The organism is Streptomyces sp. NBC_00386, from assembly GCF_036063235.1.
In the GTDB taxonomy this organism is placed as follows: Bacteria; Actinomycetota; Actinomycetes; order Streptomycetales; family Streptomycetaceae; genus Streptomyces.
In genome coordinates this window covers 863,852-887,219 of sequence record NZ_CP107950.1, presented here as the reverse complement: position 1 = coordinate 887,219, position 23,368 = coordinate 863,852, and the positions used below count along the sequence as shown (strand labels likewise).

General features: G+C 70.0%; 23 protein-coding genes. 13 read left to right on the top strand and 10 right to left on the bottom strand.

The window, feature by feature from the left end; genetic code table 11:
• Positions 1-79 precede the first annotated feature (79 nt).
• Positions 80-505, bottom strand: coding sequence for a S26 family signal peptidase (locus OG780_RS03700; RefSeq protein ID WP_328444614.1), 426 nt, complete (start codon positions 503-505; stop codon positions 80-82).
• A 128-nt stretch (positions 506-633) separates the two neighbouring features.
• Between OG780_RS03700 and OG780_RS03695 the strand changes: the two genes are divergently transcribed.
• From OG780_RS03695 to OG780_RS03685, 3 genes are all read left to right on the top strand, one after another.
• Positions 634-1,344: a VanZ family protein gene (locus tag OG780_RS03695; RefSeq protein ID WP_328444612.1), complete on the top strand. Its 711-nt coding sequence runs from the start codon at positions 634-636 to the stop codon at positions 1,342-1,344.
• Positions 1,345-1,412: 68 nt separating this feature from the next.
• A complete protein-coding gene (locus OG780_RS03690; RefSeq protein WP_328444610.1) occupies positions 1,413-2,120 on the top strand; it encodes a response regulator transcription factor in 708 nt (235 codons plus the stop codon).
• Positions 2,121-2,129: 9 nt separating this feature from the next.
• Positions 2,130-3,233 (top strand): sensor histidine kinase, encoded by a 1,104-nt coding sequence (locus tag OG780_RS03685; RefSeq protein WP_328444608.1) that lies wholly within the window; start codon positions 2,130-2,132, stop codon positions 3,231-3,233.
• A 39-nt stretch (positions 3,234-3,272) separates the two neighbouring features.
• Here OG780_RS03685 and OG780_RS03680 read toward each other — a convergent pair whose 3' ends face one another.
• Positions 3,273-3,863 (bottom strand): TetR/AcrR family transcriptional regulator, encoded by a 591-nt coding sequence (locus OG780_RS03680; protein ID WP_328444606.1) that lies wholly within the window; start codon positions 3,861-3,863, stop codon positions 3,273-3,275.
• 161 nt (positions 3,864-4,024) lie between these two features.
• Between OG780_RS03680 and OG780_RS03675 the strand changes: the two genes are divergently transcribed.
• Positions 4,025-4,477 carry an iron chaperone gene (locus OG780_RS03675; RefSeq protein ID WP_328444604.1) on the top strand — a complete coding sequence of 151 codons (453 nt, stop codon included), beginning with the start codon at positions 4,025-4,027 and terminating at the stop codon, positions 4,475-4,477.
• A gap of 126 nt (positions 4,478-4,603) precedes the next feature.
• Here the strand turns inward: OG780_RS03675 and OG780_RS03670 are convergent, their stop codons facing one another.
• Positions 4,604-6,013, bottom strand: coding sequence for a DEAD/DEAH box helicase (locus OG780_RS03670; RefSeq protein WP_328444602.1), 1,410 nt, complete (start codon positions 6,011-6,013; stop codon positions 4,604-4,606).
• Positions 6,014-6,405: 392 nt separating this feature from the next.
• Here OG780_RS03670 and OG780_RS03665 point away from each other — a divergent pair, with 392 nt between their 5' ends.
• A complete protein-coding gene (locus OG780_RS03665; protein ID WP_328444600.1) occupies positions 6,406-8,061 on the top strand; it encodes a sigma-70 family RNA polymerase sigma factor in 1,656 nt (551 codons plus the stop codon).
• A gap of 75 nt (positions 8,062-8,136) precedes the next feature.
• Here the strand turns inward: OG780_RS03665 and OG780_RS03660 are convergent, their stop codons facing one another.
• Positions 8,137-8,733, bottom strand: a complete 597-nt coding sequence (locus OG780_RS03660) for a TetR/AcrR family transcriptional regulator (RefSeq protein ID WP_328444598.1) — start codon at positions 8,731-8,733, stop codon at positions 8,137-8,139.
• A 235-nt stretch (positions 8,734-8,968) separates the two neighbouring features.
• Here OG780_RS03660 and OG780_RS03655 point away from each other — a divergent pair, with 235 nt between their 5' ends.
• Positions 8,969-9,577 carry an ATP-binding protein gene (locus tag OG780_RS03655; protein WP_328444597.1) on the top strand — a complete coding sequence of 203 codons (609 nt, stop codon included), beginning with the start codon at positions 8,969-8,971 and terminating at the stop codon, positions 9,575-9,577.
• Positions 9,578-9,712: 135 nt separating this feature from the next.
• Here the strand turns inward: OG780_RS03655 and OG780_RS03650 are convergent, their stop codons facing one another.
• Positions 9,713-10,528 carry an alpha/beta fold hydrolase gene (locus tag OG780_RS03650; RefSeq protein ID WP_328444596.1) on the bottom strand — a complete coding sequence of 272 codons (816 nt, stop codon included), beginning with the start codon at positions 10,526-10,528 and terminating at the stop codon, positions 9,713-9,715.
• Positions 10,529-10,783: 255 nt separating this feature from the next.
• The gene (locus OG780_RS03645) at positions 10,784-11,746 is read right to left on the bottom strand and encodes an MHYT domain-containing protein (protein ID WP_328444594.1); all 963 of its coding nucleotides are present in this window, start codon (positions 11,744-11,746) and stop codon (positions 10,784-10,786) included.
• Positions 11,747-12,069: 323 nt separating this feature from the next.
• Here OG780_RS03645 and msrA point away from each other — a divergent pair, with 323 nt between their 5' ends.
• Positions 12,070-12,582 carry a peptide-methionine (S)-S-oxide reductase MsrA gene (gene msrA, locus OG780_RS03640; protein ID WP_328444592.1) on the top strand — a complete coding sequence of 171 codons (513 nt, stop codon included), beginning with the start codon at positions 12,070-12,072 and terminating at the stop codon, positions 12,580-12,582.
• Between the two features lie 216 nt (positions 12,583-12,798).
• Here the strand turns inward: msrA and OG780_RS03635 are convergent, their stop codons facing one another.
• Entirely contained in the window at positions 12,799-13,719 is a 921-nt protein-coding gene (locus OG780_RS03635) for an MFS transporter (RefSeq protein ID WP_328444590.1), read from the bottom strand.
• Positions 13,720-13,729: 10 nt separating this feature from the next.
• On the opposite strand from OG780_RS03635, the gene OG780_RS03630 reads away from it, so the two are divergent.
• Positions 13,730-14,071 carry an Lrp/AsnC family transcriptional regulator gene (locus tag OG780_RS03630; RefSeq protein ID WP_328444588.1) on the top strand — a complete coding sequence of 114 codons (342 nt, stop codon included), beginning with the start codon at positions 13,730-13,732 and terminating at the stop codon, positions 14,069-14,071.
• 80 nt (positions 14,072-14,151) lie between these two features.
• Here OG780_RS03630 and OG780_RS03625 read toward each other — a convergent pair whose 3' ends face one another.
• Positions 14,152-14,529 carry a nuclear transport factor 2 family protein gene (locus OG780_RS03625; RefSeq protein ID WP_328444586.1) on the bottom strand — a complete coding sequence of 126 codons (378 nt, stop codon included), beginning with the start codon at positions 14,527-14,529 and terminating at the stop codon, positions 14,152-14,154.
• 253 nt (positions 14,530-14,782) lie between these two features.
• Here OG780_RS03625 and OG780_RS03620 point away from each other — a divergent pair, with 253 nt between their 5' ends.
• From OG780_RS03620 to OG780_RS03600, 5 genes are all read left to right on the top strand, one after another.
• Positions 14,783-15,094, top strand: a complete 312-nt coding sequence (locus OG780_RS03620; protein WP_328444584.1) for a WhiB family transcriptional regulator — start codon at positions 14,783-14,785, stop codon at positions 15,092-15,094.
• 100 nt (positions 15,095-15,194) lie between these two features.
• Positions 15,195-15,554 carry a hypothetical protein gene (locus OG780_RS03615; protein WP_328444582.1) on the top strand — a complete coding sequence of 120 codons (360 nt, stop codon included), beginning with the start codon at positions 15,195-15,197 and terminating at the stop codon, positions 15,552-15,554.
• A 149-nt stretch (positions 15,555-15,703) separates the two neighbouring features.
• On the top strand, positions 15,704-16,306 hold the full coding sequence (locus tag OG780_RS03610) for a GNAT family N-acetyltransferase (RefSeq protein WP_328444580.1): 603 nt from the start codon (positions 15,704-15,706) through the stop codon (positions 16,304-16,306).
• Positions 16,307-16,895: 589 nt separating this feature from the next.
• The gene (locus OG780_RS03605) at positions 16,896-18,542 is read left to right on the top strand and encodes a peptidoglycan-binding protein (protein WP_328444578.1); all 1,647 of its coding nucleotides are present in this window, start codon (positions 16,896-16,898) and stop codon (positions 18,540-18,542) included.
• 570 nt (positions 18,543-19,112) lie between these two features.
• Positions 19,113-21,038: a glycoside hydrolase family 5 protein gene (locus OG780_RS03600; protein ID WP_328444576.1), complete on the top strand. Its 1,926-nt coding sequence runs from the start codon at positions 19,113-19,115 to the stop codon at positions 21,036-21,038.
• A 381-nt stretch (positions 21,039-21,419) separates the two neighbouring features.
• Here OG780_RS03600 and OG780_RS03595 read toward each other — a convergent pair whose 3' ends face one another.
• On the bottom strand, positions 21,420-22,496 hold the full coding sequence (locus tag OG780_RS03595) for a hypothetical protein (protein ID WP_328444574.1): 1,077 nt from the start codon (positions 22,494-22,496) through the stop codon (positions 21,420-21,422).
• Between the two features lie 174 nt (positions 22,497-22,670).
• Positions 22,671-23,306, bottom strand: a complete 636-nt coding sequence (locus OG780_RS03590; RefSeq protein WP_328444572.1) for a MerR family transcriptional regulator — start codon at positions 23,304-23,306, stop codon at positions 22,671-22,673.
• Positions 23,307-23,368 lie beyond the last annotated feature (62 nt).

Here is a 23,368-nt window from a genome sequence, read left to right as displayed (position 1 = left end):
GTGAGCGGACGCAAGAAGGCTAGGAGTGAAGGCAAGGGAAGTCTATGAAGCTGCGCAAGATTGATACAGACTCTCGCAATTATTCGACTAGCTTGTCTTCGGGTCCTTCGTCGGGCTTGGCTTCGGGGTGGCCGTTGCCGTCGGGCCCGGTCGTCGGCTCGGACGCCGGAACCTTGGCCGCGGCACCCGGCCTGGGTGTCCCGTCGACCGCGACGCAGATGCCGAAGACGCGGTCGTGGCCGGTCCAGCCGTTGACGTGGCCCCGGTTGTTGCTGATCTGCACCCGCTTCCTCGCGGGTTCGAGGGACGACACCAGATGCAGGTACACGGTGCCGGCGACCCGGGCGAGGACGATGTCACCGACCGCGAGCTTCGAGGGATCGACGGGAGCGACGGTCACGAGCTGACGACTGCGGATCAACGGGATCATCGAGGTGCCGCTCGGCCGGAACTCCACGGTCTGCCCACCGGCGACCCTCGTCGCCACTCCATCCAGAACGCCCATCCGACGAGCGTGACAGGACCGGCCGGCTCGGCCCACCGATTTTGTCGCGGATGCCGGGGCTCCGTATATCGCGGGCATATCGAAAACGCGATACGCCACCGCAACCGGCCGTCTCCTTCACTGGGACCATGACCCACGACGCACACACGTCAGCACCGCCCCGCCGTACGCGCGGGATCGTGCTGCTCGGTCTGACGGCCCTCGGCCTGGCGAGCGGTCTGTTCGTCATACGGCGGCCGCTCATGATGTCCGCTCCGCGATGCATGGCCGGGCACTGGCACGGCTGCTACGACACGTTCAACGGTGTGGTGCTCATGACGCTGGTCGCGCTGCCACTGGCCGTGCTGGTGACGTGGGCCCTCGCGTACCGGCGGCATGCCGCCGGCCTCGGTTCGACATGGGCCTGGCGCAAGTCGCTGGCCGAGGTGGGCATGGTCCACGGCACGGTGCCGTTCCTGTGGCTCACCATGATGCCGGGCCTCGCGCCCGGCGTCGCTCCCCGCCGGGTGAGCCTGGTACCGCTGCGGGACCTGGTCACGATGGGGGCGGGCGGCATCATCGGCAACCTGCTGGTCTTCGCGGCGCTGGGGTTCTTCGCCCCCATGCGGTTCGCGGCGCTCGCGTCCGTGCCGCGGATCCTGGCGCTCGGCGTGGGCTGCTCGGTCCTGGTCGAGATCGCGCAGTACGTCCTGTGGCTGGACCGGGTGTCCTCCGTGGACGACGTACTGGTCAACGCCACCGGCGCCCTGCTGGCCGGGCTGGCCTCGCGCCGCTGGTGGCGCACGACCGAGCAGGCGCCGTCGGACCGGCCCCGCCCCGTCCCGGCGCCGGTGGGCTGAACCGTGGTCCGGTGCGCACACGCCATCGGGATGCGTCGGCGACACGGAGTGCTGCTTAGGCTTCGGACATGCGTGTACTGATCGTGGAGGACGAGCCCTACCTGGCCGAGGCCGTCCGTGACGGTCTGCGGCTGGAGGCGATCGCCGCCGACATCGCCGCCGACGGCGACTCCGCCCTGGAACTGCTCAGCGTCAACTCCTACGACCTCGCGGTCCTCGACCGCGACATCCCCGGCCCCTCCGGCGACGAGGTCGCCCGGCGCATCGTCGCCTCCGGCAGCGGCCTCCCGATCCTCATGCTCACCGCCGCCGACCGGATCGAGGACAAGGCTTCCGGGTTCGGGCTCGGCGCCGACGACTACCTCACCAAACCGTTCGAGCTGCGGGAGCTCGTCATGCGGCTGAGGGCACTCGACCGCAGGCGCGCCTACGCCCGGCCGCCGGTCCGCGAGATCGCGGGCCTGCGGCTGGACCCGTTCCGCCGGGAGGTCTTCCGCGACGGACGCCATGTCGCGCTCACCCGGAAGCAGTTCGCCGTGCTGGACGTCCTCGTCGCCGCCGAGGGCGGTGTCATCAGCTCCGAAGAGCTGTTGCAGCGGGCCTGGGACGAGAACGCCAACCCGTTCACCAACGCCGTCCGCATCACCGTCTCCGCGCTGCGCAAACGACTCGGCGAACCATGGATCATCGCCACGGTGCCCGGTGTCGGCTACCGGATCGACACCGGCGCGGACACCGACAGGGACGACACACACCCTGGCGACACGCGCGGATAGGCGACACGCATGGACAGACACCCAGGGCGCAGCGCCCGGCTGAAGCTCACCCTCAGCTATGCCGGATTCCTCTTCGTCGCCGGCACGCTCCTGCTGGTCGTGATGTGGGTGTTCGTGCTGCGCTGGCTGCCGACGAACGACCCCGAGCTCATCCAGAAGACGTACGGCGCCGTGATCATCGTCGGGCCCAGCCGCTCCGACCTCCTGCGCGGCTTCGCCCCCGCCGCGGCCGTCTCGCTGGGCTTCCTTCTTGTGTTCGGCCTCCTCGGGGGGTGGATCCTCGCCGGCCGGATGCTCTCACCTCTCACACGGATCACGGACGCGGTACGGACGGCCGGGAGCGGGTCGCTGTCCCACCGGATCCGTATGAAGGGCCGCCGGGACGAATTCCGTGAACTCTCCGACGCGTTCGACTCGATGCTCGAACAACTCGAGTCCAAGGTCGCCGAGCAGCAGCGGTTCGCCGCGAACGCGTCCCACGAGCTGCGCACCCCGCTGGCGATCTCACGCACACTCCTGGATGTCGCCCGCAAGGACCCCACGCGGGACCGGGACGAACTCATCGAACGCCTGGACGCCGTCAACACGCGGGCGATCGATCTCACCGAGGCACTCCTGCTCCTCAGCCGCAGCGACCGCGGGAACCTCCCCCGCGAGAACGTCGACCTCTCCCTCGTCGCCGAGGAAGCCGCCGAGACGCTGCTCCCCTTCGCCGAACAGCGCCGGATCACGCTCGACGTCACCGGCGGGGCGGCCCGTACCGGCGGCTCCGCGGAACTCCTGCTGCGGATGGCGACGAACCTCGTCCAGAACGCCGTCGTCCACAATCTCCCCGACGGCGGCACCGTGACGGTCGACACCGGAACGGACGGGGACACGAGCGTGCTGCGGGTCGAGAACACGGGCCGCCGGCTCCTGCCGGAACGGGTGTCGACCCTCACCGAACCGTTCCAGCGCGGAACGGAACGCGTACGCACCGACGAGCACCCCGGCGTCGGTCTCGGCCTGGCCATCGTGGCCGGCATCGTCCGCGCCCACGACGGAACCCTCGAACTCGTTCCCCGCCCCGAGGGTGGCCTCGTCGTCACGGTCCGGCTGCCCCGGGCGGCATGAGCGACGTCTCCGAGCGGGCCGACCCAGGGTGACGGCCCTTCAGCCGGTGGTTCCGTAGGCGGCCATGAACATGTCCACGAGTCCGTCGACAGCGTCGGTGTCGATGGGGCGGGTCGACAGCAAGCTGCGGTAGTACAGCGCACCGCACAACACCTCGGCCGCGAACTCCAGGTTCGCCTCGGCGTTCAGTTCGCCGGCGCGCTGGGCGCGCGTGATCCGGTCGAGGGTGCTCCGCTCGACGGTGACCAGGAAGCGTTCGTGCAGTGTCGCCCGGAGCGCGGAGTCGCCTTGTGCCTCGGCGATGACCGCGCGGTAGACCGGGCCGATCGGCGGGCTGGAGAGGACCGCGCCGGAACGGAGGAACTGTTCGCGCAGATCCTCGCGGACGTTCCCCGTGTCGCGGTAGTCCAGGTCGCTGGTCCACACGCGGCTGAGCGCGTCGAGCAGCAGCGCCGTCTTGGAGGGCCAGCGCCGGTAGATCGTGTGTTTCCCGACTCCGGCCCGGCGTCCGACCGCCTCGATGCTCAGACCCGCGTACCCGACCTCCGCGGCCAGATCGAGCGTTGCCTGGAGCAGCTCCTCGGTGCGCTCGGCACCTCGACGCCGAGGTACGGCGGGCGGTTCGGTCATGAGTCCATATTATCGGCACGTGCCGTGCCGTTGACAGTGCCGGGTCCGCGCGGAATATTCGGGCAGTATCGGCACGGCGCGTGTCGATGGCGGGCGGGTGGCGTGCCGTCACCCGCGTGCCCGAGAGCGCGGACAACGGGTCCTCAAGGGGGAGTTCTGTCATGAGCAGCAAGGAAAGCGGCCGGCACGAGGGGTTCACGGCCGAAGAGCGGGCCGCGATGAAGGACCACGCCAAGGAACTGAAGAAGGAGGCCCGCCGCGGTTCACGCGCGGACAAGGCGGCCGAGGCGGAGCGGGACGTACTCGCGAAGATCGCCGAGATGGGGGACTCCGACCGGATCATGGCCGAGCGCGTCCATGCGGTCATCACCGCCGGCGCTCCCGCTCTCGCGCCGAAGCTCTGGTACGGCATGCCCGCCTACGCGTTGGACGGCAAGGTCGTCTGCTTCTTCCAGAGCGCGGAGAAGTTCAAGGCGCGCTACGCGACGCTCGGTTTCAGCGACCAGGCGAAACTGGACGACGGCACGATGTGGGCCACCGCGTTCGCCCTGACCGAGCTGACCGCCGAGGTCGAGGCGAGGATCGGTGCGCTCGTGAAGCAGGCGGTGAGCTGAGGCACCGCTCGACGGAGCCCGGACGGTGCCCGGCCCGCGTGTGCCTCGCCCGGACAGCACCGGGCGAGGCACACGCGTCCCGGGCACCCGAGGCGCGCGAGTGATCCAGGGCGGTCGAGCCCGGCCTCAGCGGCCCTTGCGTACCCGGGCGGCCGCGCGGGCTTCCGCGGCCTTGCGGGCGTCCGCGGTCTTGCGTGACTCCTTGGCCTTTCCGGGACGCGTGCCAATGCCCCGGAAGGGCGCGTTGCCGGTGCTCGTCGTCGGCCCGGTGGGCGGGCGCTTGGCCCCGGTGATGGCGGTGAGCGACGCCTCGCCCGAACGTACCTGGGTGACGATCGGCCGGATGCCGGCATCGGACATCAGACGGTTCACATCGCGCCGCTGGTTGGGGGTGACCAGGGTGACCACCTTCCCGGACTCCCCGGCGCGCGCGGTGCGGCCGCCACGGTGCAGGTAGTCCTTGGCGTCGGCGGGCGGGTCGACGTTGACGACGAGGTCGAGCGCGTCGATGTGGATGCCCCGGGCGGCGACGTTGGTGGCCACCAGCACGTTGATCTCCCCGTTCTTGAACTGGGCGAGCGTGTGCGTGCGCTGCGGCTGCGACTTCCCGCTGTGCAGGGCGGAGGCACGGATGCCACTGGCCCGCAGATGACGGGTGAACTGGTCCACGGCCGCCTTCGTGTCCAGGAACATCAGAACCCGGCCGTCCCGAGCGGCGATCTCGGTCGCCGTCGCGTACCGGTCGGCGCCGTGGATGTTCAACTGGTGGTGTTCCATGGTGGTGACCGAGCCCGCCACCCGGTCGACCGAGGCGTGAACCGGGTCGTGGAGGTACTTCTGTACGAGCTCATCGACGTTGCGGTCGAGCGTGGCCGAGAACAGCAGCCGCTGACCGTCGGCGCGCACCTGTTCCATGAGGTCCGAGACCTGCGGCAGGAAGCCCAGGTCGCACATCTGGTCCGCCTCGTCCAGCACCGTGATCCGCACCTGGTTCAGGAGGCAGTCCCGGCGTGACACCAGGTCGGTCAGCCGCCCCGGCGTCGCGATGAGCACCTCCACCCCGCTCCGCAGCTGAGCCTGCTGCCGGTTGATCGACAGCCCGCCCACCACCGTCCCCAGCCGTACGTCCAGGGTCTGCGCGTACGGTTCCAGCGCGTCGCTCACCTGCTGCGCGAGCTCCCGGGTCGGCACCAGGACCAGCGCCAGCGGCCGCTTCGCCTCCGCGCGGCGGCCCGCGGTCCGGGCGAGCAGGGCCAGTCCGAAGGCCAGCGTCTTGCCGGAGCCGGTCCGCGCCCGGCCGAGGACATCGTGTCCGGCCAGCGCGTTCGGCAGCGTCGCGGCCTGGATCGGGAAGGGCTCCGTCACTCCGAGCCCGGTCATCCGGGCCACCAGTGCCGCCGGCAGGCCGAGGGCGTCGAACGACGCGGCGGGAGGCAGGCCTGTGGAGCCGGACAGTGGTGCCGTGACGTCGTCCTGCGGCGCCGGCTGGTGCTCGCCAGCGTCGGAGAGTCCAGGGGCCGGCGGCTTCGCGTTCATGGGGAACCTTCCTCAGTCTGACGCCCGGAACGCCCCGGGGCCCGTACCACTCGGCACGGGCCCCGGCGACTTCGAAGCGTGTTCCCCATTTTACCAGCGGGCCGCCGGGCGCCGGCCGGGCCGGTGACAGGTGACAGGTGAGGAGCGACGGGTGACAGGTGCCGTGTGACCGGGGTCCTGGTCACACGGTCGTCGGCGTCCTCGCGGCGACCCGGTCGTCCGTGGAATCTCTCCGTCCTTCGATGTGACCTCCTCCCCCCTTCCTTGCCATCGGCGCCCGGGTGTGGGAAGCATCTGCGCAACGAGTGTCCGAAGAACTGTTATTCGAGGTTCCGCGGGCGGTCTCCCAGGCAACGGCAGCATCGTTCGGAGTCGAGGACAGGAAAGCTTTCATGAGGAGACAGCACGCGGTGGAGCCGGCGGCACTGGTGACTGCCGCCCGGGCGGGCGACTCGGCGGCTCAGGACGCCCTGGTCAGCGCCTATCTCCCCTTGGTCTACAACATCGTCGGGCGCGCGCTGAACGGCTCCGTCGACGTCGACGACGTCGTGCAGAACACCATGCTCCGCGCCCTGGACGGCCTGGACGGCCTGCGTACGCCGGAGAGCTTCCGTTCCTGGCTCGTGGCGATCGCGATGAACCAGGTCCGGGCGCACTGGCGGGACCGGCAGCTCGCCCCGGACGGTGTGGAGGAGGCGGAGGAACTCGCCGACCCCGGCGCCGACTTCGTGGACCTGACCCTGATGCGGCTCCAGCTCTCCGGGCAGCGGCGGGAGACCGCGCTGGCGACCCGCTGGCTCGAACCCGACGACCGAGGCGTGCTCTCGCTGTGGTGGCTGGAATGCGCCGGTGAGGTGACCCGGACCGAAGTGGCCGAGGCGCTGGAGGTGTCGCCACAGCACGCGGCGGTCCAAGTGCAGCGTATGAAGGCGCAGTTGGAAACAGCTCGTGTGGTGGTACGGGCCCTCGGCGCCCGCCCGCCGTGCGAGGAGCTGCGGGGTGTCCTCGCCTCCTGGGACGGCCGGCCCTCGGCACTGTGGCGCAAGCGCATCGCCCGGCACGCCCGCGACTGTGTCCGCTGCTCCGGTCTGTGGAGCGGACTGATGCCCGCGGAGGGACTGCTGGCAGGTCTGGCGTTGATCGCCGTGTCGCCGGGGCTGACGGCCGCGCTGTACGACGCTTCCGGCGGGATGGCCGCCACGGGCTCGGCGTCAGGGGCCCCGGCCGCCGCGGGGCACGGGGAAGCGGGCTCGTCGGGGGCCGCCGGGCACCGGGCTTCCGGCGGGAGGGCGGCCTCGCGCGGTGAGGCTCGCCGACGCCGACGCGTACGGCGCCGGGCGCTGGGCGGCGCACTCGTGGCGGTCTGCGTGGCGGGCGGCGGTTTCTGGTACGTGGAGACAGGGCCCGGAGCGCGAACCGACGGGGCGGCTCCCTCGCGGACCGCGGGCGACCCCGTCATGGACCTCTCCGCGCCGGACGCCTCGGCCGCCTCCGCCTCGCCGTCGGCAAGCGCCACGGCGTCGGCCTCGCCGTCGGCGTCCGCGTCGAAGAAGGCGAAGGCCTCCAGCACACCCCGTCCCGCCGAGCCGAGCAAGTCGGCCGCCGCCTCCTCGGCCGCGCCGACCCGGAGGGCGTCCGGCGTGGCCCAGGCGCAGTCGGCACCGACGACCACCGTGGCCCAGGTGGTCGCGCTGGTGAACAAGGAGCGGGCGGCCGCCGGCTGCGGACCGCTCACCGAGGACCCGCAGCTGGAGGACGCGGCCCAGGCCCACTCCGAGGACATGGCCGCGCGCGACTTCTTCGAACACACCAACCCCGACGGCGCCGACCCCGGTGAGCGCATCACCGCCGCGGGCTACCGCTGGTCCACGTACGGCGAGAACATAGCCGCGGGTCAGCAGACCCCTTCGGCGGTGATGGACTCGTGGATGAACAGCCCGGGACATCGCGCGAACATTCTCAACTGTTCGTTCAAGAACATCGGGGTGGGCGTGCACAAGGGGTCGGGCGGTCCCTGGTGGACACAGGACTTCGGGGCGAAGCTGTGACGGCCGGAGCTCCTTCCCGGGCGGGAGGTTCCCTGGTCATGGCCCTGCCGGACCCACCTCGGGACCGAACGCGCCTCAGCTGACGTGCCAGCCGGGTTCGAGGCGGTCGAGGAGCGCGCGGAAGGCCGCGTCCGCCGGCTCCCGGCCGCCCTCGGCCTGGGCGGCGACGACCAGGCCGAAGGTCGCATCGACCAGCAGGGCGGCCTCCGTCCGGGCTCGGACCCGCGGCATGCCGAGGTCCCGGAAGACGGAGGTGAGCAACTCCGTCCACTCGGTCAGCACGTCACTCAGGACGGGCCCGTACCGGTCGGGGTCGATCAGGCTGGCGGTCATGATCTCGAGGTAGAGGGGGAGGGCGGGGCGCAGGTCGGGGGCGCCGAACCGCCGCCAGATCTCCTCCATGAAACGGCGGAGGCCGGCCGGATCCCGCGGGGACTCCGCGGAGGCGAGCATCTCCCGGGCCCGCAGGAGCGGTCGCCTCTCGTCCAGGGCGAGCGCCTCGGCGACCATGCCCTCCTTGGTCCCGAAGTAGTACAGGAGCATGCGGTCGCTGGTGCCCAGGGCTCGGGCGAGCGGGCGCAGGGAGAGTCCGGCGAGGCCGTTGCGCACCAGGTACGCACGGACCCGGTCGGTCAGCTCGCGTCGTTTGGCCTGGTCGGAGGGTCGTGGCATGAGGGCTCCCGGCGGTCGTGGTGTCTCTGCGTGGTCGTGTGACACCAGACACATTCCATATGTGCCGGTCAGTACTCTTGGAAAGGATTTTTACCGTAGCGAGCGCTACACGCATATTTGTTATCGTGACGGGCGTTACGTGAACGCGTGACCTGACAATGTCCGGACCGGTCGTCGACGGGTCCGTGCCGCTCGGGCGGTGTGGTCGCCGGCAGTGCAGAAGGGACTGATTCCCATGGCCCCTGGGGCCATCGACCTCCTGGCGACACCTCGCCGGGGGCGCTTTGCCCGGCTCTACCGCCGGCCCGAGGGATCGGAGCGTGAGGACGCCACGGCACGTGATCAGCAGAAGGAGGCATCCGCGGAAGCCGCGCCCACCTCGTGGCTGGCCCGGAACCGGGCTCTTTGGTCGCGTGCGCTGCAACCCATCCGTCCGTTCGACGCGCCTCGCGCCCGGGTCACCCCCTGGGAGTCCTCCTGGCCCCTCTCGCGGGAGCTGACCTCGGCCCGCCGGGCCCGCCGTCTGGTGACGGCACAGCTGGCCGAGTGGGATCTGGAGGACGTGGCCGAGACCGCGGAACTCCTGGTCAGCGAGCTGGTCACCAACGCTCTGTGCCATACGCGCGGTCCTCTGCGGCTCAACCTGTGCCTGCGCGGCGACCGCCTGCTGTGCGAGGTCGAGGACACGGAGCCGGAATGTCCCGTACGGCGCGAGGTCGACGCCGACGCGGAGGGCGGTCGCGGTACCGAACTGCTCGACCTGCTCGCCGAGAGCTGGGGCAGCACCCGCACGCCCACCGGCAAGACCATGTGGTTCGAAGTGCCCACACAGACCCCCTCGTAGCACCCGCCCGGCCCCCTCGGCGGCGATCATCACGCCCGCCCCGTCGACCAGGCGGCGGACAGCGACCCTCCAGCCCCGGTGCTTTTGCCTCCGGTGAAGGGCGCTGAGAGCCGCCGATCTCACCGGCCGGATCGCTCAGGCGACGGTGATCACCTGAGTGGCCAGGAAGTCGAGGAGCGCGGCGTTGAACCGTCCGGGCTGTTCCGCGCCGGGAAGGTGGCCGGCGCCCTCGATGACGGCCAGGACCGCGTGCGGGACGAGAGCGTGGATGGCCTCGGCGTCGCTGACCGGTGTGTAGACGTCGTCGGCGCCGACGACGATCAGTACGGGGGACTGTACGGCGGCGAGTGTGTCCCGGTAGTCGGGGCGCTCGGCCCGGCCGCGCAGGGCCGCCGCGGCACCGCGGGGATCGGTGGCGCGCATCATGCTCAGGACGTGCTCGGCGACGTCGGGCAGCGCGGTGACGTTGTAGTCGGCGAGCATCTTGCCGATGACCTCGTCCGCGTAGCCGTTCATCCCCTCCGCCAGGAGGCGGTCGGCCAGCCGGTTACGGAAGGCCTTTCCCTCGCCGGTCTCGGCCGGGGCGGAGGTGTCCGACAGGACGAGCGCGCGGACGCGGTGGGTGTGGGTCCGTTGAATTTCCAGGGCGATCTGCCCGCCCATCGAGACACCGCCCACCACCGCCCGGTCGATGTCCAGGTGGTCCAGGAGCGCGGCGAGGTCGTCGGCGAAGTCGGAGAGATACACGGGGCCGGTCTCCACCCCGCTGGCGCCGTAGCCGCGCAGATCAGGGGTGATGACCCGGTGCCCGGCCGCGACGAGTGCTTCGGCCTGCGGGGCCCACAGGGTCCGGTCGAAGGGATGCCCGTGGATCAGCAGGACGGGCAGCCCGGCCGAGGAGCCGGTGTCGTCGTAGTGGATCGTCGTACCGCGCAAGGCTATGGAGGTCATGCCAGGCACCCTAGAGCCTGTGCGGTCACAAGATCATCGCGATGGCCGAAGCGGGCCACTGCCTGCCACCGTGCGTACCGGGTACGGATGTTGCTCTCGCCCGGCACGTCCGGGCGCCTCCCGGGTACGGATGTCGCTCTCACTCCACGCGGCCGGGTGCGTCCCGTATCGAAGCCGTCCGGCAGGGACGCCGATGGCCCGGCACGAGCGCGAGGTTGATCGCGTCGGCCGGGCCATCGAGACGCACGGGAGGGGTTACTCCGCCTCGTGCCGGGTTCCGTAGGGGTCGCCGGCGCCCGTGCCGCCGTACTGGGCGTGCTCCTCGGCGGGCCACTGGGGCGGTGCCGACGACCAGTGGCCGGCCTGCGGGGCGCTGTGGGCCATCGGCGCCGGAGCGTCCTCGATGCCCGACACCCGCACCGGCATGGCCTTTCCGCGTGCGACGACCTTGGAGCGCTTCTTGGCCGGCTTGTCCCAACCGCCGTCGCCGAGGATCAGGACCGGGTCGAACATGACGATGGCCGCGGCGAGGATGAGGAAGATGATCGGGCCCAGGAGCATCGGCAGCAGGAGCGAGGTGCCCTCCTGGCCGGTCACGGACGACTCGATGCCGTTGTGGAGATGGACGTTCACGGCGGCCATGCCCGTGTAGTGCATGCCGGTGACGGCCAGGCCCATGACGAGGCTGGCGCCGAGCGTGCGGACGAAGCCCTGTACGGAGACGGCGGCCCACAGCGCGGCGGTCGCCGCCACGAGGGCGATGATCACGGACAGGGTCACGGTGAACGCGTTGTAGCTGAGCTCTCCGTTGAGCTGCATCGCGAACATGCCGAGGTAGTGCATGGTCGCGACGCCGAGACCGGTGATGGAGCCGCCCACGGTGAGGGCCGCTCGCGTGGCACCGCGATGCCCGACGATGAAGACGCCCGCGGAGACCACCACGATCGCCACGGCGAGACTGAGCACGGTCAGCGGGACGTCGTAGGTGACAGTCGTCTCCGCCACGGAGAAGCCCGTCATGGCGATGAAGTGCATCGTCCAGATGCCGCAGCCCAGGGCGCTGGCCCCGAGGGCGAGCCAGCCGAGCCTCCAGCCGGGCTCGTGGTGCACCGTGCGCACCACACAGCGCAGCCCCAACGCCGAGCCCACACAGGCCATGACGTAGGCGGCCACCGGTGTGACCAGCCCGTAGCTGAAGCCGTTGATCGTGCCGTTCATCCGCTCCCTAACTAACTCTGTACCGCTGACATGCGAAGGACATTGAGCCCTTTTTCTGGTAGCGATAGCAAATTCTCGCGCCGATGTTGATTGAAACTTGCAGGATCGTTATCGATCTCCCGCGTTCACTCGCACGCGCGGGCCCCGAGGTGCCCGGACCTTTGTCGCGTCCCGGGTGCCCGGCCGGGAATTTCGACCGGCCCTTTCAGCCTTGTGCAGTGCGATGCCACGTCGTTGTGAGGGCGGGGCGGACGGACGGCCGGCGGCGCGTGAGACCGCGCCTGTGCGAGTCCGACGAGGACTAGGAAGAAGGGGTGCGTGCGATGAGCCGGAACGAGGAGAAGGCGCTGCTGGCCGGCGGCTGTTTCTGGGGCATGCAGGATCTGATCAGGACGTTCCCGGGTGTTCTGGACACACAGGTGGGGTACAGCGGCGGCGACGTGGCCAATGCGACGTATCGCAACCATGGAACGCATGCCGAGGCGATCGAGATCACCTTCGATCCCACGAAGACCGACTACCGGACGATCCTGGAGTACTTCTTCCAGATCCACGACCCGTCGACGAAGAACCGGCAGGGCAACGACATCGGTCTCAGCTACCGGTCCGCCATCTTCTACGCCGACGACGAGCAGAAGCGGGTCGCCGAGGAGACCATCGCGGATGTCGACGCCTCCGGACTGTGGCCGGGGAAGGTCGTGACCGAGGTCGCGCCGGCCGGTCCGTTCTGGAAGGCGGAGCCGGAGCACCAGGACTACCTCCAGCGCTACCCCGACGGCTACACCTGCCACTTCGTCCGTCCGAACTGGCGGCTGCCGAGGCGCGCGGAATCCTGAGCGGTGCCTGACAGCCCGCGTAGTCCCGAGCGGGGCCTGTGACGGCCCGCGCGGCCTGCGCGGGCCTCGGGCGGTCGCACGGGGGTGCCTGGGCCGCGGGCCGGTGTCCTGGCCCGGGTCGTTGCGGATGCGATCTTGCGATCGTCCCGGTCGCGGCGGCTGTCCTCGGGTCCGCGGGGTCCGCGGGGTCGGCGGTGAGCCGGGGGCGACCGGTGGTCAGTGGGTGGCGCGGCGTGTGGTCATGACCGTGGCCGCCACCGCCGTGGCGGCCAGGACCACCGAGGTGGCGCCCAGCGCGTGCTGGGCCGCCGTGCGGGCGTCGTCCGCCGCACCCAGGTAGATGCCGCCGACGACTGCGACCCCTAGTGTGCCGCCGAGTTGCTGTACGGCGTTGAGCAGACCGGCGGCCGAGCCGGTCTCCTGCGGGCCGACGCCGCTGAGCGCCGAGCTGAAGAACGGCGGGGTGAACAGACCGGTGCCGAGCCCGGCGACGGCGAGGGCGGCGGGCAGCACGGCCGGATACGCGCCGGGGTCCGCAGCGCGGTACGCGAGAACCGCGGCCGCAAGGCCGATCGCCAGGACGACGAGGCCGGCGTGCAGGATGCGCGTCCCGTACCGCGTGACCAGATGGGTGCCGGCGGCCCAGGAGCCGGCCGCGAGGCCGACGGACCACGGCAACAGGGTGAGGCCCGCGGTGAGCGGACCGTCGTGGAGGCCGAGTTCGAGGTGCAGAACGACGGTGATCATGACGGCGTTCATGACCGCGAAGAACAGGGCCGACGTGACCAGGGCCGCGGGGAACGCCCGGCCACGCAGCAGGGCCGGCTCGATCAGCGGAGCGTGGCCGCGGCGGCCGGCGCGGCGCTGATGGACGACGAACACGCACAGGACCACGGCTCCCGCGGCGGCGACGGCCCACCTGGCCGGTCCGGAGCTCCCGGAGGCCAGGGGGCAGACGATCAGCGCGGTGCCGAGCATGGCGAGGACGGTGCCCGCCGGGTCGATCCGGGGTCGTATCGGCGCGCGGTCCTCGGTCAGGAACACGGACGCGGCCAGGACGGCGGCGGCCGGCGGGAGATTGACGAGGAAGACCGCGCGCCAGGAGGAGTCGAGCACGTCGGCATGGGTCAGGACCACCGCGAACACCGTGGCCCGCCGGCTGACCGGACTGCGGGCGCGCGGCGCGCTGTTCTTCGACGTCGACATCGATCCGGCGCTGCTGGGCGTGACGGTGTCCGCGCTGCTCTGGATGCAGGTGGCCCCCGCGCACCTGGACGCGGTGGCGACAGCGCTGGCCGGACATGACGAGCTCGCGGTGGTCGCGGCGACGACCGGTCCGACGAGCCTCGTCGCCCACGCGCTGTGCCGCGACGCGGAGGCCCTGCACCACTACCTGACACGGCGGGTGGCCTGGGACGCCGTCACGCGGATCGAGACGGCACCTGTGCTGCGTACCTACAAGGCGGCAGCGACGTTCCACGCGGGCTGAACGCGAACCGCCCCGGCAAGTGCGGGGCGAACGCGAATTGCTCAGGCCGGTGCGGGCCGGCCCCGAACCGCCCCTGCCGTTCAGACGTATTCGTTGCGTTTGAGCTCGATCACCCAAGCGCGGCGTTCACAGATCTTCCCGTCGCGCATGCGGAACACCTCGGCCATCGACATGCGCATCGGCTCTCCCGTTTCCCGCATCACCGTTCCGGTGAGCTCGGCCATGACCACGTCGTCCTCCTCGACCATGCGGACGACCTCCAGCCGGGGAGGCGGGACGAAGCCGGGACCCTCGATCGCGGCGTCGTATGCCTCCTTGCCGGTCAGATGGAAACCGCCGAAAACCGTCCACTCGATGTCATCGGTGAGGCAGTTCAGAATCTGTGCGTGATCGTTCTTCCGGAAACCGTTCAAGTAGGTCTCGACGGTCCGCTTGTTCTCGGACGTGACTCCTGACATGACTCCTGCTTTCCATCGCGAGGAAGGGCGAAAGACGGCCGTACCGCTCCGGAGGCTCTGATCCGGACCGTGAACCGTCGAGGCACCTCCATAGCGCCCACGCGAGCGGGAGGCAAGCTGGGCTCACTCGAAGGTGTGGTGCCGTACGGCAGATAGAGTTGCGGCCTTCGAAAGGCGTAGTGTCATATGCCTGTTGCCCAGGGCAGGCGGGCAACTTGCAGGCGGGGGCCAGGGGAGAGGACGGCATCACGAGATGACGAGCACCGACTGGAGCGATCGAGGATTGTGCCGTACGGCCGATCCTGACGACCTGTTCGTCGAGGGCGCGGCGCAGAACCGGGCCAAAATGCTGTGCATCGGCTGCCCAGTGCTCACCGAATGCCTCGCCTATGCGCTGGACCAGCGCATCGAGCACGGCGTCTGGGGCGGCATGACCGAGCGGGAGCGCCGGGCCCTGTTGCGCCGCCGGCCCACGGTCACTTCCTGGCTGAATCTCCTGGAAACGGCCCGAGTGGAGCACGAACGCTCGCAGGACGCCACGGCTGTCGCACAAACGGCGAGCTGATCACGGTCTTACCCTCGGGAGCATGTATCGGTTCCGAGGGCGCGCCCGGCGCCCTGCTCGTCGCGGGGGAGAGGGGTCCGCCGGGCGCCGGGTCGTGCCCGTGGGCGTGACGGGCGCCGATGTCGTGCTCGTCGGCCAATTCTCCGCAAGGGAGAAGAACTTCGTCGCGCTCATGGATGCCGCGGCGGCGGAACTGACGGCGCGCGGTGCCCGGGTCGTCGGGCGGATCACGCAACGGCGTGGTGTCTCGGACGGCGGGGTCCGGAAGATGAACCTGCCGTATTCCTCGCACACGCTGCTGAGTTCCGGGAAAGTCCTTGAAGTCGCCGCGCTCTGCGAAGAAACCGATGCCGACCTGGTCGTCTTCGTCACTTCTCTGACAGATCGACAGCAAAACGTGCTGACAGGGATATTCGACCGCCCCGTGATGAGTCTCGCCGAGATCATCGACGTCGGCTGAGCGGGAATTGCGCATGCCGCTCGGTTCACCGTTCGTATGACGGCCGGCTGCGGACGGTGAGCGAACTCGTAGCGGCGCGGCGAAGTCCCGAATGGCCCACCCGCCGGAATTCACTGGCTCCGGGCCGGAGACATCCGTAGCATCTGATCATGATCGAGGGCGCGGGGACCATGGGCGACGAGCACGACGCGGAGCCGGAGAGGCAACTCGCCTGGCGCGCCGCGTCTGTCGGGCTCGCGGTGGTCGAGGTGGACGACGCCGGGCTTCTGCACGGCTGGCGATCCGACCCGGTGAACGCCTATGAGTTCTGCACCTGGCCGCGCTCCCTCGCGGCGCTGCGGGAGCGCATCGAGCGCGACAGTGACGACGACGATCGCGACGCCTTCCTCGTCCTGCTCCCGGACGGCACCCCCATCGGCCAGATCGCGCTCAGCGGCCAGAACATGGTCGACGGCACCGCGGAGGTCGAGCTGATGCTGGACCCGCGGTATCGAGGCCATGGGCACGGCATGGACGCCCTCGACGCCCTGGTGGACCTCGCGTTCGGTGAACTCCCGCTGTACCGGCTCACGGCGGAGACTCACACCGGGAACGCCCCCGCCCTGGCGGTCCTCGCCAGGTCCGGCTTCGTCCAGGAGGGCGTCAGCCGCGCCGCCTGCCTCCACCGTGGCCGGCGCCACGACCTCGCGGTGTTCTCGCTTCTCCGCCCCGAATGGGAAGCGCTGAACCGCCCTCGCGCCTGGGACGCCTGACCGGAACCGGAACGCGGGATCAAGAGGGCCTCGCTGCGAAGCCGACACGGGATCCTGTCCCGCTGCCCCTCCCGCCCGCGTGCCCTCGCCGCCTCCCGTGCCGTGTCCCTCCCCGTCCCCTGTGCCGCGATCCTCACCCTCACACGCCGCGATCGTCACCTTTCGCTTGGCCCGCACAAAATGAGGCCGGAAACACCGCAACGAGACAGACCACTGAAAAGGGCCAAATATTCAAAGGCCGTCACGCATGTATTTTTTCCGGCCGCCTGGATCGGTTAAATCAAGCCAGTTGCGCGACCTGACATTGTGCGCAGCGGTCTGAACTGTCACCGTCGTGCGCGGAATGACAGCCCGATCATGACTTTCGAGAACCTCAACTCCGTTGCCACGTAGGGACATTGGTCCACAAGCGTGCCGACCCGGCCAAAAGTGCCAATTTCTCCTCCCTTTGCCGGCTGCAGGCCCGAGGTGAGCGTCTGCCGGGCGGGCGACCCCTTCCACGAACGACACATCACGACAGTGTGCGGTTTCGGCTCGGACGATCTCCGACAGCAATCCGCATATCCAGCTAAGGAGACGTTTCGCAGTCATGAAGACGAGCCCATTGCGTGCGCACGACGGCAAAACATCCATCCGGCACCGGGGCGCCACGAGCACGAGACCTGGCTGGCGGGTCAGGACCGGGGTGTTCGCCGCCACGACGGCGCTCCTCTCTGCCGGCACACTGCTCGGCGCCGGTCCTGCCTCGGCGGCCCCCGCGGCGGTCAAGCTGACCTCCTCGTCCTGCCCCGGCGTGATCCAGAAGGGCCAGACGAGCGGCTGCGTCACGGAGTTGCAGAACCTGCTCAACGCCCACGGGGCCGGACTGCTGGTGGACGGCATCTTCGGGGCGAACACCCTTTACGCGGTGCGCGAGTACCAGGCCTCCACCGCGATCGCCGTGGACGGACAGGTCGGTCCCCAGACCAAGTCGAAGCTGTACGCGACCGGCGGCTCGTCCCCGGCACCGATCAATCTCACGTCCTCCTCGTGCCCGGCGAACATCGTCCAGGGCAACAAGGGGGGCTGCGTCACCGAACTGCAGCGGCTGCTGCGCCACTTCGGCTACTCGATCGACGTGGACGGCGAGTTCGGGCCGGCGACGGACAGCGCGGTCCGCAGCTTCCAGTCCGCGCACGGTCTTTCCGTCGACGGTCAGGTCGGAACGAACACCAAGCGCGAGCTCTACGACACCGACGAGTCGCCGTCCACCGCGCTGGACCTGCGATCGGGCTCCTGTCCCTCGAACATCGTGGAGGGGCAGAGCGGGGGTTGCGTCGCGACGCTTCAGGCCCTGCTCAACGGCAAGGGGCAACACCTGGACGTGGACGGCGAGTTCGGGCCCCTGACCCTTGCTGCCGTGAAGTCGTACCAGTCCTCGGCGGGCCTCTCCGCCGACGGGGAAGTCGGTCCGAACACCAAGGCCGCTCTGTACGCGAACATCAGCACGGGCGGCGGCAGCGGCGCACCGGCCCCGGTCAACCTGAACTCCAGCTCGTGCCCGAGCAACATCGTGAAGGGCCAACGCAGCGGCTGTGTCACCGAGCTGCAGAGCCTGCTCAACCACCACGGAGCCGATCTCGCCGTCGACGGCGACTTCGGACCGTTGACCGACAGCGCGGTGCGGGACTTCCAGGCCGAGAAGGGTCTGTCGGTCGACGGCCAGGTCGGTCCGAACACCAAGGCCGCTCTGTACGGTGCCGTCACCCCGCCCTCCTCGCCCCCGTCCGGCGGCGGGTACGGCAAGATCCTCACTGTGGCCGCCGCCGAGGTGGGGACGGTCGAGGGCAGCGCTCGGGCGAACAGCTACGGATCGGCCGTGGGCCTGTCGCTGTCCACCAGCAACTACGCCTGGTGCGCGACCTTCGTGAGCTGGGTCGCCAAGCAGACCGGGGCCAGTTCCTACCGCAACAGCTACGTCTCGGGCTGGGTCAAGCAGGCGCGGGCCGGCAACTACCACCTCTCGGTGACCACGAACCCGCAGCCGGGCGACATCGTGGCCTTCGACTGGAACGGGGGCAACAACTACACCGGTGGGCAGGAGCACATAGGCATCGTGCGAACGGTGAGCGGCGGGTCCGGCTTCACCACCGTCGAAGGCAACACCGGTAACCCCAACGGCGGGTCGGACGGCGTCTACGTCAAGACGCGCAGCACGAACAGCGGATACGACGTCACGTTCATCCGCGTCCGCTGACCGGCTGACGGGACGAGCCATGAACCACCTTTCCTCACCGGATGGTTCATGGCCGGCCCCGGTGAGGGAGTGCCGTCCGGGAGGCTCCGCATGAATCACCGAGCCGAGCCGAGCCGAGCCGAGCCGAGCGAGCTGAGCTGAGCCGAGCCGACGGGCCGAGTCGGACCGCTGAACCGCGCCGGTGAGCGGGGCGTCGTCCGTGCCCGGCGGGCCGCGTCACAGGAAGGGGAGCGGGCCCCGTGTGCAGGTTGTCACGCCTGACCGGAACTGTCGCCCGGGTTCGGCTCCCCCGCTAGGCTCAGGTCCGTACCTGTGGTCAGCGGGAAGGGTGAAGCGCCCGTGACGTAGCCGTCGCACCGGTCATGAGCGCCAGGTCCACCCCGTTCAGAGCACGGCACCGTGATTCGTCCGCGGCGGCGGCATCCGGACTTCCGCAGGCCGGGAGCCGCCGACCCGGACATGAGCCCGACTCACCCCGTCACGCCGGAACTCGGCGACCGGCGTCCCTCCTCGGGCGCCGGTGGGCACAGACACTCACGTCCGCGTACCGACACCCCTCACAGAGGTCCGATGCCCACCCTCAGAATTGGCAAGTACCTGACATTAGCGGCAGCAGCCCTCCTTCTGCTGGCCACGGCTCCCGGGGCGATCGCCGCCACCCCGGATCCCGCGGACCGCGCGCGGGTGGCCTCCGCCGACGCTCCAGCGGCCGCCGAGACGTGGCAGGCGCCGCTCTCCACCCGCGGACGGTACATCGTGGACGCCGAAGGCAACCGTTTCCGGCTGAAGTCGGCGAACTGGGACGGCGCGCAAGGCTCCTGGACGGGCAGCGGCAGCGTCGACGACCCGGCCAACCACCACGCGGGCCAGGACTCCTACGGCATCCCCCTCGGCCTGGACCGCGCGTCGCTGCCCCAACTGCTCGACGACTTCCACCGGCTGGGCATCAACAGCATCCGGCTGCCCTTCTCCAACGAGATGATCCACTCGACGACCCCGGTGCCGGACGCGGCCGTCACGGCCAACCCGGAGCTGCGCGGCAGAACGCCGCTCCAGGTCTACGACGCCGTGGTCGCCGCCCTCACCCGGAGCGGGTTCGCCGTCATCCTCAACAACCACACCAACACCTCGCGTTGGTGCTGCGGAGTCGACGGCAACGAGCGCTGGAACAGCAGTCAGTCCACCCAGCAGTGGGCGGACGACTGGGTCTTCATGGCCCGCCGTTACGCCGGTGACCCGCGCGTGGTGGGCGCCGACCTCTACAACGAAGTACGCCGTGACGTACTGGACGACCCCAACTGGGGCCTGGGTGACGCCCATGACTGGTACGCGGCCGCCCAGCTCGCCGCTGACCGCATCCTCTCCGAGGCCAACGCCAACCTCCTCGTCGTCATCGAGGGGATCAACTGGACCGGTCTGCCGGTCGACGGCCTGCCGCACGGCCGCCCCACCCTCACCCCCGTGCGCAACCTCTCGCACACCCTCGTCGCCTCGCACAAGCTGGTGTACTCGGCCCACTTCTACGGATACACCGGCCCCAACCACAGCGGGGCGACCGGAATCGGCGAAACCCACGACGCCCGCTACCAGGACCTCACCCGCGACCAGCTCTACCAAGTCCTGGGCGACCAGGCCTTCTTCGTCTCCTCCGAAGCGAACCAGCACTTCACGGCCCCCGTGTGGATCAGCGAGTTCGGCATCGGCGCAGGCGAGACCGGCGCGGCAGCCCGGACCTGGTTCGGCAACATCACCGACTACTTCGCCGACCACGACGTCGATTTCGCCTACTGGCCGCTGGTCAGCTGGGAAGGCCACGACGACTGGTCGCTGCTGCGCTACGACACCTCGGGCAACCGGTACGGCATCCTCGACCAGTCCGACTGGCGCGGCACCGCGTGGAACCGGCTCATGACCGCCCCGACCCGCACCGGGTCCGTCGCAGCGGTCCCCGGCTGGCAGATGCTCGCCACCGATCACGGCGACCAAGTGCAGTCCTTGCGGGTACGCGCGGGCGGCGACTGGAACCCGGGTGCGTCCAAGGCCACGTGTCCCGACGGCGAACGGCTGATCGGACTCGGCCACAGCGGTGTTCGCGCGCTGTGCACGGACGTCTCCACCGGCGACCTCCGCTCCGCGGCCGGCACCCAGACGGTCGTCACCGACGAGCGCCATGTTCCCGCGGGCGGCGACTGGGCCTCCGGGTACACCAAGTTGCAGTGCCCCGCGGGGAACTTCCTCATCGGCTACAGCCGCCGCGGTGGCCGTACCTCCGCGGCCCTGTGCGTTCCGGCCGGCACCTCGCTGGCGGGAACCGGGCGAACCGTGTGGTTCGACCGCTCCGACAACCGGCCCGCCGGCGCGGCCGGAGGGGACTTCGCGAACGGTGACTACAAGGGCCAGTGCGCCGATGACGAGTACGCCGCCGGAATCGCCTACACGACCCGCTTCGGCGCCGCCCAGGGCCCGGCCGCACTGCTCTGCCGCAAACTGAACTGATCACGACCCGCCGCCGTCGAAGCGGTGCGCGGACCGGGGCGAACGGCGCCGGAGCCGCGCAGGGCCGTGACGGACGTACGGCGGTCCCAGAACCGCCGGGACCCGACGGACCGAGCCCATACGCACGGGCCGGCCGGGTCCCGGCGGAGTTTTCCCGTCGCGTTTCCGAGGGTCCCCGTGCGTCGCCCCGGCAGGGTGGATCGCACCCTCCGACGACCGCTCGCAGGTGAATGCGGGCGATCAGGACGCGGGCGCGCTGGAGCTCGCGCCCGGGCGGGGGAACCTCTGCTCGGCACCAGCGAGGCAAGCGGCTGTCACACGACCTGACTCGGCAGTACTTCCGTCACCGGCTACGGGAGGGTGTGTGACAGGCCCGACCGTTCATTGGATCAGGTCGGTGTGCGGATGCTCGGGGGAGGTCGGGCAGACGTAGAGCTGCATGTTGTCGGTGCTGCCTACTTCCACCTTCGTGGGCTGCACGGGGGACCGGCCGGCACGATGACTGGCGGCGTAGGCGGCGGCTTGGTCTTCGTACGGCGCCCAGCCGCGTTTCTCACCGCCGTCCCATTCGAAGGAGGCGATGGTCAGCAGCGGGACCATCTGAGCGTCGCAGACAGCGCAGAATCGGCGATACGGGTCCGTGCGGCCCCACGGAGGCCAGCCGCCGACCTTCCAGCCGGGAGCGTCAGCCAGATTGCCGTCATAGAACTCCGCCGGATAGTCCGCGTACGAGCTGTCCACGCCGACGCCGGCTGCCTGCCAGCTGCTCCAGTCCTCCACCGCCAGCCGCATCTCCGGGCTCAGATCAAGGCTGTTGGGGTACTCGGTGATGGCTTCTGGTGCCAGCAGACACGGCTCCGGCACATAGCCTTCCCAGTCCGCCTCATACGGTTCCGGCGGAGTGGCGAGGACATCACCGACATCTGCGGCGGACCGCCAGAACAGCGCGGTCGCAGGCTTGGCATACGGGTCGTGGTCGTAGGGGCACCAAAGAACCTGGAGCAGATCGGCCTGCCCGGGCGGCCGCAACAGGGGTACGTCACGCAGATACAACTGGGCCACGGGCAACAAGGGGACCGGGCACTCCGCCGGCCAGGGAGGGCCGGCGTCGAGCCGCTTTGCGAGTCTCGCAGCATTCTGTTCCCTGCCGGCCTCCTCCTCGGGCGTGAACGCGGGACCATGGGGATCCCGGAACTGCCGGGCCACTCTGCGCCTGGTCAGCCGTATGTCTGCCGGTGACTGGCGGAACCCACTGTCACGGTGCAGGTGCGAGTCTTCGCAGTGCGGCCACGGTTCCTCAGCCGGCCACAGTAACGGCCCCCCGACCGAACTGTCCCTGACCGAAGGCGACCCCGGGCGGGGATGCAGCCGGATCGCAGGACGCGCCAACGGAGCCAGCTCGGGAAAGACCGCGGTCACCTCGACAGGCCGCGGCGGAGTAGTACGTACGAAAACCATGCCGGTGATCCTGTCACCAGCCACCGACAGTCCCCTGCTGCCTCAACCGGCGTCAGCGCTCAACTGGCTGCAACGCCAACCGACTCGGCCACGATGACAACAAGGCTGCCTATGTGGCAACTACCGTGCCTCCTCCTCACCCGTCTTGCCTCGCGCCGAGGTTGAAGGACAAGCTCAGAACCGCCGGGCGGACTCCTCCGCGTGGGCCATGCGCCGCAGGCTCAGCAGTACCGGTTCGTAGAGCACCGTCAACGCGACGGCCGCCTCGATCTGTTCGGACGGAGTCGGCTGTTCCTCGACCATGTCCAGGTCGGTGACCGCCAGTTGCGCCGCCAGCCGCCCGTACGGCAGCAACTGCTCGGTGTCGCACGGGTAGCCGAGCCGGACCAGCGCGGCGACCGAGTCGATGAGCCGCCGGTGGGCGGGGTCGAGCATGTCAACGCCGGGGTCGCAGGACCAGCCCAGCCGCTCCAGCAACGCCTCCACCGAGCGGCAGGCGGTCGCCACCGCCGGATCGTCCTCGGCGGGCTTCTCGGCGCAGGGCAGCGCCCGGGTCGCCGCGCCCAGCCGCAGATGGTGGTCCAGCGACTCGTCCTCCGCGGCGGAGATCACCTCGCGCGCGTCGGCCACCGAGACTCCGCCGATCTGGATCAGCGCCCGCACGAGGCGCAGCCGCCGCAGGTGGTCCTCCCCGTACTCGGCCTGGGTGGCGGAGATCCGGCGACCCGGCTGGAGCAGTCCTTCGCGCAGGTAGTACTTGATCGTGGCGGTCGATACACCGCTGCGCTCGCTCAGCTCCGCCAGCCGCATGCTCTTGCACCTTTCATCGGACAGTGGCACTATCCAATCATGGATCGTGTCACTATCCAACA

Excerpts from the sequence above, each read along its gene's own strand:
- OG780_RS03595 (WP_328444574.1), bottom strand. The coding sequence starts at position 22,496 with ATGGTTTTCGTACGTACTACTCCGCCGCGGCCTGTCGAGGTGACCGCG.
- OG780_RS03655 (WP_328444597.1), top strand. The coding sequence starts at position 8,969 with ATGGCCCCTGGGGCCATCGACCTCCTGGCGACACCTCGCCGGGGGCGC.
- OG780_RS03590 (WP_328444572.1), bottom strand. The coding sequence starts at position 23,306 with ATGCGGCTGGCGGAGCTGAGCGAGCGCAGCGGTGTATCGACCGCCACG.
- OG780_RS03680 (WP_328444606.1), bottom strand. The coding sequence starts at position 3,863 with ATGACCGAACCGCCCGCCGTACCTCGGCGTCGAGGTGCCGAGCGCACC.
- OG780_RS03685 (WP_328444608.1), top strand. The coding sequence starts at position 2,130 with ATGGACAGACACCCAGGGCGCAGCGCCCGGCTGAAGCTCACCCTCAGC.
- OG780_RS03695 (WP_328444612.1), top strand. The coding sequence starts at position 634 with ATGACCCACGACGCACACACGTCAGCACCGCCCCGCCGTACGCGCGGG.
- OG780_RS03600 (WP_328444576.1), top strand. The coding sequence starts at position 19,113 with ATGCCCACCCTCAGAATTGGCAAGTACCTGACATTAGCGGCAGCAGCC.
- OG780_RS03620 (WP_328444584.1), top strand. The coding sequence starts at position 14,783 with ATGACGAGCACCGACTGGAGCGATCGAGGATTGTGCCGTACGGCCGAT.
- OG780_RS03650 (WP_328444596.1), bottom strand. The coding sequence starts at position 10,528 with ATGACCTCCATAGCCTTGCGCGGTACGACGATCCACTACGACGACACC.
- OG780_RS03625 (WP_328444586.1), bottom strand. The coding sequence starts at position 14,529 with ATGTCAGGAGTCACGTCCGAGAACAAGCGGACCGTCGAGACCTACTTG.
- OG780_RS03605 (WP_328444578.1), top strand. The coding sequence starts at position 16,896 with ATGAAGACGAGCCCATTGCGTGCGCACGACGGCAAAACATCCATCCGG.
- OG780_RS03690 (WP_328444610.1), top strand. The coding sequence starts at position 1,413 with ATGCGTGTACTGATCGTGGAGGACGAGCCCTACCTGGCCGAGGCCGTC.
- OG780_RS03645 (WP_328444594.1), bottom strand. The coding sequence starts at position 11,746 with ATGAACGGCACGATCAACGGCTTCAGCTACGGGCTGGTCACACCGGTG.
- OG780_RS03610 (WP_328444580.1), top strand. The coding sequence starts at position 15,704 with ATGATCGAGGGCGCGGGGACCATGGGCGACGAGCACGACGCGGAGCCG.
- OG780_RS03700 (WP_328444614.1), bottom strand. The coding sequence starts at position 505 with ATGGGCGTTCTGGATGGAGTGGCGACGAGGGTCGCCGGTGGGCAGACC.
- OG780_RS03675 (WP_328444604.1), top strand. The coding sequence starts at position 4,025 with ATGAGCAGCAAGGAAAGCGGCCGGCACGAGGGGTTCACGGCCGAAGAG.
- OG780_RS03670 (WP_328444602.1), bottom strand. The coding sequence starts at position 6,013 with ATGAACGCGAAGCCGCCGGCCCCTGGACTCTCCGACGCTGGCGAGCAC.
- OG780_RS03660 (WP_328444598.1), bottom strand. The coding sequence starts at position 8,733 with ATGCCACGACCCTCCGACCAGGCCAAACGACGCGAGCTGACCGACCGG.
- msrA (WP_328444592.1), top strand. The coding sequence starts at position 12,070 with ATGAGCCGGAACGAGGAGAAGGCGCTGCTGGCCGGCGGCTGTTTCTGG.
- OG780_RS03665 (WP_328444600.1), top strand. The coding sequence starts at position 6,406 with ATGAGGAGACAGCACGCGGTGGAGCCGGCGGCACTGGTGACTGCCGCC.